At 38.0% G+C, this 7,332-nt stretch carries 6 protein-coding genes; all 6 read left to right on the top strand.

Features of this window, described 5'->3' with window-relative positions:
• Window positions 1–1,515 (top strand): hypothetical protein (locus COX77_01640; protein ID PIZ99422.1); only part of this gene is annotated, 1,515 nt, incomplete at its 5' end.
• Between the two features lie 99 nt (window positions 1,516–1,614).
• A complete protein-coding gene (locus tag COX77_01635; protein PIZ99421.1) occupies window positions 1,615–2,994 on the top strand; it encodes a hypothetical protein in 1,380 nt (459 codons plus the stop codon).
• Window positions 2,995–3,112: 118 nt separating this feature from the next.
• The gene (locus tag COX77_01630; GenBank protein ID PIZ99420.1) at window positions 3,113–4,627 is read left to right on the top strand and encodes a hypothetical protein; all 1,515 of its coding nucleotides are present in this window, start codon (window positions 3,113–3,115) and stop codon (window positions 4,625–4,627) included.
• 43 nt (window positions 4,628–4,670) lie between these two features.
• A complete protein-coding gene (locus COX77_01625; protein PIZ99419.1) occupies window positions 4,671–6,545 on the top strand; it encodes a hypothetical protein in 1,875 nt (624 codons plus the stop codon).
• Entirely contained in the window at window positions 6,535–6,957 is a 423-nt protein-coding gene (locus COX77_01620; GenBank protein PIZ99418.1) for a hypothetical protein, read from the top strand. Before COX77_01625 ends, COX77_01620 begins: the two co-directional genes overlap by 11 nt.
• Window positions 6,958–6,967: 10 nt before the next feature.
• The coding region (locus COX77_01615) for a hypothetical protein (protein ID PIZ99417.1) at window positions 6,968–7,332 on the top strand (365 nt) is incomplete at its 3' end.

Below are 7,332 nucleotides of genomic sequence, written 5' to 3'. Positions count from 1 at the left end.
GCTGATGCCCAGAACTTTACCTTAACAGCAGCCAGTGGTGCGATTACTTCAGCCACTACTGCCAATATTGCTTCTAACGTAGTAGCAACGAAATTCATCGTTACTTTAAGTACTAATACACCAACCGCTGGCGTAGCTGATACCGTAACTTTAAGAGCTACTAATGCTGGTAATATTACTGACGTTGATTATGATCCAACTGGTTTGACCTTTACTTTTGTTGATTCAGTGGCAGCTAATTTAAGCACTCATACTTCACCTGGTAGTAATTCGCCAACAATTCCTAACTCGGCTACGGTTATTGCAGCTTTTGCTTCTGGTGAAGCTTCGTTGGCGACATTTACTTTAGTAGAGGCAGAAAGTTTGGGAACTATAACTGTTAGCGACGCAACTTTATCAGGTACTTCTGCTAGTGTTACTGTGAAACATGCAGCTGCTAGCACATTTACTGTAACTCCTTCATCTACTACTCCCGATACTAATACAACTCTTAATGCGATTGTTACGGCAAAGGATACTTATGGTAATACAGCGGACGGCGCTAATGGTGCAACCGCTTTTACTGGTATAGTTTTCTTAACAACGAATGCCACTTCCCCAGTTTGGTATAATCAGGTGGCGAATATTACTTCCGGTGGTACTAAGACATTTTCTAGTGCAGTAAAATTTCAAACAGTAGAAAATAATGTAACTATTACAGCTGAAAATAACGGAGCTACCGTAACTGGTACTTCGGCAACAATCACAGTTTCGTCACCAAGCGCTCCTACCGTAACTGCTCAAACACCAGTCAATGGTGCAACGAGCCAAGCTATTACTGTTTCGCCAACCGTAACCTTCTCCGAAGCTATGGACGCGACAACAGTTAATACCAATACTGTTCAAATTCGAGCTTTGACTGGCGATGCCATTGTCAATTCTGTAGTTACTTACAATGTCTCAACTTTTGTAGCTACTATTGACCCAGTTGCTAGTTTAAGTAACAGTACTTCTTATTATGTTTGGATATCTGGTGCAAAAAATTCCGCTGGAACAACTGTAACCGCTTATACAACCGGTGCTGATCAAGATTTTGGAACCGTTGCTTTAGCAGATGGTACACTCGCAGTTACTGGTATTAGCTCGGTAGAAACTTATGCCGCAGTTGCTGGTGGTTGGCCAGATGGTGATTCGGCTACCGCTGATGGCTGGTCTTGGACTTTTAGTGTCACAGTACCAACAACCGAAACAAGTTTTGCTATGAGGTTTGCTAATTGGACCAGTGGTAGCAATACCATTGCCACTGCTAATAACATTCGTTTCTATAGCGCTCAAGCTTCTGCCAACGCTGATGCTGATAATACTAGATTGATTACGGTGGCCGCTACTGATAGTACAGCGATTACCTTGACTAGTGACTTAGATGCAACGACTGCTGGCCGTCAGATACAAGTAACTGTCCAAGCACAAGTGCCAACAGGGTCAGCCGCTGGTTCCTATTCAACTTCCTACGGCATTACTTCAGTTGCCCCATAATCTAGATCAAGATAGTTAATTTATTAGGGGAAGAAGATTTTCTTCCCCTGAGTAAATTAATTATAGATAGTTTGTTAATTTTAAATTAAAGATAATAATATGATTAAAAAGAGTTTTCATTTATTGATAGTTATACTAGTTTTAGGATTAGGATTTTATGCTATCAATGCCATGGCTTCCTCGGTTACCGGTGATCTAAATACGGGCTTAAATAGCAACGGCGGTAATATGGATGGCGTAGTAGTTGCTGCGCCAACACCTTCGCCAGCAGCCGGCACCTACAGCAGCACGCAGAGTGTGACTTTGACTGCCACCGGATCAACTGCCATTTGCTATACGACCAACGGCACGACTCCAGCTTGCGCTACTTCTATCACTTGCACTACTGGTACAAAATATAGCTCAGCCGTTTCTATTTCCAGTACAACAACGCTAAAAAGCATTGCTTGTTATAATAATGATTCCGGCGGACCAGTAGCCAGCACCGTTTATACAATTGAAAGTTCTGGCGGCGGAGGCGGCGGCGGCGGTTCATTACCACCATCAGATACTACCGCGCCAACCATCAGCAGTATTTTAGTAAGTAATATTAGTGCTACTGGATCAACTATCAGCTGGTCAAGCAACGAAAGTTCACTGACCTGGCTAGTTTATGGCACGTCATTTATTTACGGTTCGGAAAGTAAATCTACTGGTTATAGCACAACACATAGCGTAACTTTAACAGGATTAACAGCTAGTACTACCTATCATTATCAGCTCAAGGGTAAAGATAGTACTGGCAATGCCGGTAGTAGCAGTGACTATGTCTTTACGACGTTAGCTGCTGGTGCACCAGTAGTTGTTGAGCCAACACCACCGACAACACCACCAGCAGCACCAACGCCACCAACCACAGTTCCTGGCACCTATTCACTCGATGAGATTACTAAAGTTACCGGTGGTAACATTAGTGATTTAACAGCAATACGAAATGAGGCTTTGGAAACAAAGTTAAATAGTAGTTTAGTTACGCCATTAGTGAAGACTTTTAGTACCATGACTACCGATCAGAAAAACATTGTTTTAAATTTTGTTACTTATGGTACGGACTCAACGCATATATTAGGCAGTGGCGAACGAGCTGGTGTTGTCAGTAGTTTTATTTCCGCTTTTGGTAAACCGCCAGTAAGTGATGCTGATTGGAGTGATGTTATTAAAATAGCTAATGGCCGCTGGCCAAGTCAAACAAATGCTGCTAAAGAAGCTACAGCCAAGGTTAGTTTTAGGTCAATTTATTTACGTCAGCCAAATATGAAGGATAAGTATGATAATGCTGCAGTAACAGTCATGAGTTATGGTTTAAGACCAGCTCTGCGTAATCTAAAATCAGAGGCTATTGCCATTAAAACCTTTCGAGCTATATTTGGTTTCGCACCAACCAAAGCCAGTAGCTGGGATGCCGTGCGGGCAATTGCCTATTCCGGAGCTAAACGATAGTAAAATTAAACATTCTTTTCTCTAAAACTGCTCATTACTAAAATGAGCGGTTTTAATAACAGTTTAATTTGTTGACTTTTTGGATAATTATGATAATCTAATGAACAGAAAAGATCTTATGAAAAGCAAAATATTCATATCCTTATTATTAGTAACAGTATTGTTTTTATGTAACTTGGGAACTGCCCAAGCTTCTTTTTATCGTAATAATTCTAGCGACACGGCTTTTATTTATGGCCGCGGGTGGGATGAGCAAGGTCACGAAGTGATGGGCTGGGGTTATAATCACAGTATGTTGGCTAATTATGGTTACAACGAAGATCAAAAGAATCCAGTTTTAGTACAAATTTCCGATATCAGTACCAATGAAGCAACTATTAATTTTAATATTAGCTATATCAGTCAAAGTCAGTTAGAGTATGGTATGGGAAATTTATCGGCGCACAGTACTAATACTAATTGGCAAACAGGCAAACAAAAAATAGTACTCAAAGAGTTACAATGTGCCACTCTATATCAGACGCGGGTAGTAACGCGCGACGTAGCTAATAATAAATATTATAGTGATACAAAATTAGTTCAAACCCTTTCCTGTCAGACAGATTTCGGCGATCATCAAAGTTTTGATGTGACTAACAATAATGGAATATTAGAGCTGACACCTGATTTGAGTGGTCAGACTAAACTCTATTTACTTAATGGTCATCGATACACTTTGACTCTGTCGAAAAATTCGGTCAATACCCAAGCTATAGTAAGGGTAGCAGAACAAACCACTCTCGTGGAACCAGCAATTAGTCAGGGATTATTTTCTGTTTATGAACATCCGATAAAAATAGAGTTAAATAATTTATTAGATCAGCAGTCAATAGTTTTTTTTAATCAACCAGTATCTTTAGCCGTGGAGTATGATCAAGGAGCAGTAAAGAATTTTGCCGAAGATCAGATGCAAATAGCCTACTTTGATGATCAGCAAAATAAGTGGATTGCTTTACCTACGACCACTGATACCAATCAGAACACTAGCTACACCTTTATCTATAAAACCGGCAGTTATAAGCTGTTTGGTACTTTACCTAATTGGCTGAATAGTAATATCAAAAGTGATGTTGTTTATCGTGAACAAACTGGCCAGAGAATTTATTACGTCAAGGATGGTATTAAAAATTATATTGACAACTACGCTATTTTAAATTCCTGGGGCTGGCAGATCAGCCACATTGTTGTGACGCGTGATCTAAGTCATTTGTTGCTAGGAATGGACTTGAAGTATCGCGATGGTTCTTTGATTAAAATTGGAACCAATTACTATTATATTGAAAAAGGTACCAAGAGAATGTTAAATTCGGAAACTGTTATCGCTGACTTGGGCTGGAATAAAGATTGGGCTTATATTGCTGGCAAAAATGAATTAGATAATTATCCCGATGGGCGAGCAATCTTTGATGCGGAGGAAAGACCAGATTATAGTTTGATTAAATATACGAACAGTCCAAAAGTTTATTTGTTAGAGAGTAAGAAAAAAAGATGGATTACCGACGAAAACGCTTTTCGTAAAAATAGATTTTCTTGGGCTAAAATTGTTACCGTGTCCATAACGGAAATTTATCCTGATGGCGAGCCATTAAAATAGGTCAGGGTAGCTAAAAATGCTAATTTTTATTATAATATAATTCATGCGCAGGATTATATTATTTTTTTCTATCATTGTTATTACTGTTAGTAACGCTAGTCCCTTACAAGCGATTACTACTAATGATCCATTATACAGGGAACAAACCTATTTACCCTTTATCAATATTGAGAAGGCCTGGGACTATCAAACAGGTTCCAGTGATGTGGTGGTAGCTGTCATTGATACTGGTGTTGATATTGATCACCCCGATTTATTTGAAAACATTTGGGTCAATCAAGGTGAAGTCAGAGGTGATGGCATTGATAATGATAATAACGGTTATATTGACGATATTAATGGTTGGGATTTTATCCGTAATCAAGCTGATCCAAAACCGAAGATTGATTATCAGCATACTGCTACTGGCATGGAACACGGTACGCTGGTTGCTGGTATTATTGGTGCTCGCGGCAATAATAATTATGGGATCGCTGGTATTAACTGGCAAGTGTCAATAATGTCGCTGGTGGCTTTAAACGGCGATGGCTCTGGTAATATGAGCGATGTCGTGAAGGCCATTAATTACGCCACCGACAACAATGCCGATATTATCAATTTATCTTTAGTCGGATCAATGTCTGACACATCTCTTGATCAAGCTATTGCCCATGCTACCGCCAGTGGCGTATTGGTAGTTGCTGCCGTCGGAAATGAAAAAATCGGTGAACATAATATTGATAATAGTGTTGATCTTGGCGTACAACCGCGCTACCCAGTGTGTAGTGAGACCAGTGAAAATACTGTTTTGGGGGTTGGTGCTATTGATTATTTAAATAGCAAATCATTATTTTCCAATTATGGTAAATGTTTGGATATTAATGCTCCTGGTCAGTTATTTTTTGGCCTTAATTTATACTACCCAGTTATTAATGAATATCGAGAAAAATTTTCTGGCTATTGGTCGGGTACTTCTATGGCCACCCCAGTGATTACTGGTGTGGCAGCTTTATTAAAAGCTACTGATGAGTCGCTAACCAATAAACAAATCATTAAGTTAATTACTGATCAAGCAACAAATATTGATGCCAGTAATTACCGCTATGCCGGTAAAATGGGTGCTGGGAAAATAAATGTTGATCACTTATTTGATCAGCTAGCACTCACCACTAATGGCCAGAATCAATTATTAGGCAGTAATCGCGATGGACAGGAAATATTTTTCTACAATCAGAAACTGGATTTGATTAACAGTATTAAATTAGACAGTAAAATATCTACTAATTATCACTATGCGCCAATTACTAAGGACGCCAAGATCGTCTTAGCTATTGCTCATAATGGATTTGTTACCCTTTTGGCCAAGACCGGAGAACAAGTAGCACAATGGTCAACCAATGCACCCTTGATTAATATATTAAGCTGGAATGATAAATTGGTTGGTTATAACAATAAAGATGTTTTTATTTATGCTATTGATGGTACTGAACTTTTAAGTTTCACGACTAGTGGCATTGACGATTTTCAGATTAGTGATATTGACCACGACCAAATTGATGATCTGCTAGTTCTCGATCGCAACAAAATTTACGTCTATTCACAGCTAGGCATAATGAAAAATAGTATATCATTAGTGAGTAGTGCACCATTAAATAGCTTTACCATCAATAACGACTATCTTATTGCCACGCAAGTTAATAAAAAGGAATCTGCCGTTGCCGCGTTTAATCATCAAGGTCAACTGCAAAAGACTATAGCGCCATATCCCAAGTTTACTAAGAAAATTCTGGTTCGTTCCTGGCGCCAGCAAATATTAGTTGTTCCACTAGAGGGCGGAGGACCGCATTTAAAGATTTATGATAATAATCTAAAATTAATTAAAGAAAAATTCATTACTGATGTTAAGAATAGCAAGGGTTTAACTATTTATGCCCATTAAAGCATTGTATAATAAGCATCTACCTTTTTTACAACAAGCAACAAAATTTATTGTGGTGGGTTTTGTGAACACGCTAGTTGATTATGTATTGTATTATATTTTAACGAGAAAGATTAGTTTTTTTACTGATCATTATTTGGTAGCCAATGCCATTTCCTTCTTTGTAGCAGTAGTTAATAGCTATTTTTTGAATAATTATTGGACATTTTCTACTCAGCAGAGCTTTCGGTGGCGAATTTTTATCCAATATGTTTTAATATACATAGTTGGTAGCTTAATTGTCGCGGAACTAATCTTATTCTTAGCTGTTGACATATTGAACATTTATGATCTAATTGGTAAAGCCCTAGCTGTAATTATTGGTTTTTTATGGAATTTTACAATTTTAAGAAGATATATATTTAAACAATAAAATAGTAATTATGAAACAAGTTATTTTTGATAAGAAAAATATTTTAATTTTTGGTGGGGCGGGTTTTTTGGGCTCTCATCTCTGCGAGGAGTTGGTCAAAAATAATAAAATTATTTGCGTGGATAATTTTGTTAGTAGCTCAGTGGAGAATATTAGATTTCTCATGCAGTTGCCAAACTTTCGCTTTATTAAACACGATATTGCCCAACCATTAATTTTGGAAAATTGTTTGGAATTGAAGGATTTTAAAATTGAATTTCAGGGTATTCAGGAAATATACAATTTGGCCTGTCCGACAAGTGCGAAAAATTTTGATAATTATATTATAGAAACACTGGACGCTAATTCACTAGCCTTAAAAAATATTTTAGAATT

This window comes from Candidatus Komeilibacteria bacterium CG_4_10_14_0_2_um_filter_37_10 (assembly GCA_002793075.1).
Lineage (GTDB): Bacteria > Patescibacteriota > Patescibacteriia > UBA1558 > UBA1558 > UM-FILTER-37-10.
The sequence above is the reverse complement of the archived record's forward strand: the minus strand, read 5'-3'. Positions and strand labels throughout refer to the sequence as shown.